Here is a 4,169-nt window from a genome sequence, read left to right on the forward strand (position 1 = left end):
TTCTTGAATATCTGCCCTAATACGAGACCAAGACCGATCAATACAATGATGATTAATGTAATAAGGGCAAATAGGAGCTTGGTTCTGAACTTCGTCATCGAACTTTTGGCTCCTCCAGTTTATAACCTAGTCCTCGGATCGTTTTAATATATACAGGTTTCTTTGTATTGGATTCAATTTTTTCCCGCACGTGGCTGATGTGAACATCGACAATTCTCGTGTCACCGGCGAAATCGTAATTCCAAACCGCACTTAGAAGCTGATCCCTTGTCAACACCCTGCCTTTATTGTTTGTCAAATAAAGAAGAAGTTCGAATTCCTTTGGAGTAAGCTCTAACAATTGACCTTGAAAATATGCTTCGTATTGCTCAGGATACACTTTCAATTCTCCGACTTCTTTATACTCAGTCTCTTCTTCCGCTGCTTCAGATGCCTCCTGATTCGATAGACTGCGACGAAGGATCGCTTTCACCCTCGCCACAACTTCCCTGGGACTGAATGGTTTGGTCATATAATCATCGGCTCCCAGCTCCAAGCCAAGGACTTTATCGAATTCATCATCCTTCGCTGTAAGCATGAGAATGGGCAGATTCACTTTCTGCTGCCTTAGTTCTTTACATACTTCGATTCCATCCATTTTAGGAAGCATAAGATCAAGAATCATCAAGTCCGGGCGCTGATCGACAGCCATGTCCCTTCCCTCTTCACCGTCATGAGCGGTGATGACCGAGTAACCGGATTGTTCCAAGTTGTACTTTAATAAAGTTGCGATCGATTGTTCATCTTCTACTACCAGGATTTTTTTACTCATTAATAGTGCCTCCATGCGAAAGAAATTAACCCCATCATCCAACGAAATTATGTAATTATAGTTTCATTATAATACAATTATATATCTTGACCATACCTTAAAGTACCGATTAGTATGCGCAAAATAAAAAAAGCTATAAATTCCCTAAAGGGTTTATAGCTTCAATACCGCCCGTTATCAGAAGTTCTCCAAAGCGTGGCTGTTCATCTTTTCAAGTTTGTGAGGCGGACATACTTTGATGTTTCCGTTAATCACCCGCTCGTCCTCTTCATTCACGGCTGTCACTCTGATGGTCACAGTGTGGGATGATGGCTCGACTTCAGTGACTTCAAAGAGAAACTGGATCGTTGCATAGTGATAAACGGGCTTAGGAAAATCAATGTTCTGTTCGATGATATGGGAGCCGGGTCCCGGTAAGTATTTAGAAACTGCAGATGTAATAATTCCTGTCAGCATGATGGACGGAACAATCGGTTTCTTAAAAGGTGTCTGTGACGCATAGTCATGCTGAATGTATAAAGGGTTGGCATCATTCGTTAAACCCAGATACAGCAGCAGGTCATTATCTTCAATTTTTTCTGTTAACGTCAATTTTTCTCCAATCGTCATTTCCTCAATTTTTCTTCCAAGCTTTCTTTTTTTACCTAGCAGCAATAGAAGCACCTCCATATGTAAACGCATACATTTTAAAATAATAAAAATAATCTTTATTATCTGTATATTACTATAATATCATTTATAGGCTTTCCATTCAAAGGGATTTTACACGGGTCTTGTAATAATCTTTATTCGCTTCTTAACACCGCTGTTTATTTCCGTGCAAACTTGACTGTCCGCGGGTGACCCGTGAGCCCCCTTCGGCATTGCCCTGCAGCTTTTCCAATAGGAGTCTGCGTCTTGCACTCCAATAAACGGCCAGAATCGGCCAATAATAAGTATTTTAAAAATCTTCCTGTTAATTTCATACAAAAAAACCAGCTCCAACTATACTAAGTGGAACTGGCCATTTTTATTGACTTACGCCAACGATGACATTACGTTCTTAACAGATTCAGCAGATTTTGCCAAGGCAGACTGTTCTTCTTCTGTCAGTTCGAGTTCGATTATTTTTTCCAGTCCATTGCCGCCGAGGATGGTTGGTACTCCAAGGTAGATCCCTTCGAAACCATACTCTCCTTCAAGGTAAGCGATGGCAGGAATAACGCGGCGTTGATCTTTTAGGATCGCTTCCACCATTTGAACCAGTGAAGCTGCAGGGGCATAATATGCAGATCCATTGCCTAATAGACCGACGATTTCCCCTCCGCCTTTACGTGTACGTTCAACGATTGCATCCAGGCGGTCTTTAGGGATCAATGTTTCCAAAGGAATCCCTCCCGCATAGGAATAGCGGATCAATGGAACCATATCATCGCCGTGACCGCCAAGAACGAAACCAGTCACATCTTTGACTGACAAGTTCAGCTCTTGAGCAACGAATGTACGGAAACGGGCAGTATCAAGGACACCTGATTGACCAATCACGCGTTCTTTAGGAAATCCGGAAGCTTTGAATACTGTATAGGACATGGCATCAACCGGATTTGTCAGTACAATGATATAGCAGTCTGGAGAGTACTTGACGATTTGCTCTGTTACAGACTTCATGACTTTTTGATTGGTCTGTACCAGGTCATCACGGCTCATTCCAGGCTTACGTGCTATTCCAGCCGTAATGACGACAATATCAGAATCCTTCGTGTCTTCATAGTTTGAAGTACCGGTGATATTTGCATCAAATCCTTGGACAGGACTTGCTTCAAGCATATCCAATGCTTTCCCCTTGGTCGGATCTTCCATTTGCGGAATATCAACGAGCACTACATCCCCAAGTTCTTTTTGAGCCAGCATAAGTGCAGTCGTCGCACCTGTGAATCCTCCGCCGATTACTGAAACTTTTCTGCGTTTAATAGTCATCATAGTTCCCCCTGTTCTAATAATATATAAGACAGAAGCACTCCCTCAGGAATGCTTCTGCTCATGACATATTGTTATGGTTTACTCCATGTTTTCGATTAATGCAGTACCAAATTCAGAACATTTCACTTCAGTTGCTCCATCCATCAGACGGGCAAAGTCATATGTTACAACTTTTGAAGCGATTGTTTTTTCCATTGATTTCGTGATCATGTTTGCTGCCTCGGACCAGCCAAGGTGCTCAAGCATCAATACCCCGGAAAGAATGACTGATGAAGGATTCACTTTATCCATTCCAGCATACTTAGGAGCTGTTCCGTGAGTTGCTTCAAAGATCGCATGACCGGATTCATAGTTGATGTTCGCCCCTGGAGCAATACCGATTCCGCCTACTTGTGCTGCAAGAGCATCAGAAATGTAGTCACCGTTCAGGTTCATTGTCGCTACTACATCAAACTCAGCAGGACGCGTAAGGATTTGTTGAAGGAAGATATCAGCGATTGAGTCTTTTACAATGATTTTTCCAGCAGCTTCAGCTTCAGACTGCGCTTTATTCGCAGCATCTGTGCCGTCTGCTTCCTTGATTTTATCGTACTGAGCCCAAGTGAATACTTTATCTCCAAATTCTTTCTCTGCAAGCTCATAGCCCCAGTTCTTGAATGCGCCTTCCGTGAACTTCATGATGTTACCTTTGTGAACAAGCGTCACAGATTTACGGCCTTCTGCGATTGCATAGTTAATTGCAGCACGGACTAAGCGGGATGTACCTTCTTCAGATACAGGCTTAATTCCGATTCCTGACGTTTCAGGGAAACGGATTTTGTTTGCACCCATTTCATCTTGAAGGAATGAGATTAATTTCTTCACTTCATCTGAACCCTTGGCATATTCGATACCGGCATAGATATCTTCTGTGTTTTCACGGAAGATGACCATGTCAGTGTCCTCAGGGCGCTTAACAGGAGAAGGAACACCTTCAAAATAGCGTACAGGACGCAGGCAAGTGAATAAGTCCAATTCCTGGCGCAGAGCCACGTTCAGTGAACGGATTCCTCCGCCTACCGGAGTTGTAAGAGGCCCTTTAATCGCAATGAAATATTCACGGATTGCTTCAAGAGTTTCGTTTGGCAGCCATTCACCTGTTTTGTTGAATGCTTTTTCACCTGCATAAACTTCTTTCCATTCGATTTTACGCTCACCATTGTAAGCTTTTTCAACTGACGCATCTAAAACGCGCTGAGCAGCTGCCCAGATATCAGGACCTGTCCCGTCACCTTCGATAAATGGAACGATTGGATTGTTCGGCACATTCAGCTGGCCGTTTTGGTTTGTAATTTTTTCACCTTGTGTCATTATGTAACCTCCAATTATTATTCATTATCAAAGGGGATGACTCATAAGT

The 4,169-nt window shown here is 42.7% G+C and carries 4 protein-coding genes; all 4 read right to left on the reverse strand.

Features of this window, described 5'->3' with window-relative positions:
* Window positions 1-94 precede the first annotated feature (94 nt).
* The 4 genes from HP456_RS20660 to icd all read right to left on the reverse strand — a co-directional run bounded on the left by HP456_RS20660 (window position 95) and on the right by icd (window position 4,120).
* Complete coding sequence (locus HP456_RS20660; RefSeq protein WP_172254624.1) at window positions 95-811, reverse strand: response regulator transcription factor; 717 nt, start codon at window positions 809-811, stop codon at window positions 95-97.
* A gap of 177 nt (window positions 812-988) precedes the next feature.
* Entirely contained in the window at window positions 989-1,465 is a 477-nt protein-coding gene (locus tag HP456_RS20665; RefSeq protein ID WP_172254626.1) for a MaoC family dehydratase, read from the reverse strand.
* A gap of 363 nt (window positions 1,466-1,828) precedes the next feature.
* Entirely contained in the window at window positions 1,829-2,767 is a 939-nt protein-coding gene (mdh, locus tag HP456_RS20670) for a malate dehydrogenase (protein ID WP_172254630.1), read from the reverse strand.
* 81 nt (window positions 2,768-2,848) lie between these two features.
* A complete protein-coding gene (gene icd, locus HP456_RS20675) occupies window positions 2,849-4,120 on the reverse strand; it encodes an NADP-dependent isocitrate dehydrogenase (protein WP_172254628.1) in 1,272 nt (423 codons plus the stop codon).
* Window positions 4,121-4,169: the final 49 nt, after the last annotated feature.

Source organism: Bacillus haikouensis (assembly GCF_013179555.1).
GTDB classification, from domain to species: Bacteria; Bacillota; Bacilli; order Bacillales; family Bacillaceae_B; genus Rossellomorea; species Rossellomorea haikouensis_A.

Excerpts from the sequence above, each read along its gene's own strand:
- HP456_RS20660 (WP_172254624.1), bottom strand. The coding sequence starts at position 811 with ATGAGTAAAAAAATCCTGGTAGTAGAAGATGAACAATCGATCGCAACT.
- icd (WP_172254628.1), bottom strand. The coding sequence starts at position 4,120 with ATGACACAAGGTGAAAAAATTACAAACCAAAACGGCCAGCTGAATGTG.
- mdh (WP_172254630.1), bottom strand. The coding sequence starts at position 2,767 with ATGACTATTAAACGCAGAAAAGTTTCAGTAATCGGCGGAGGATTCACA.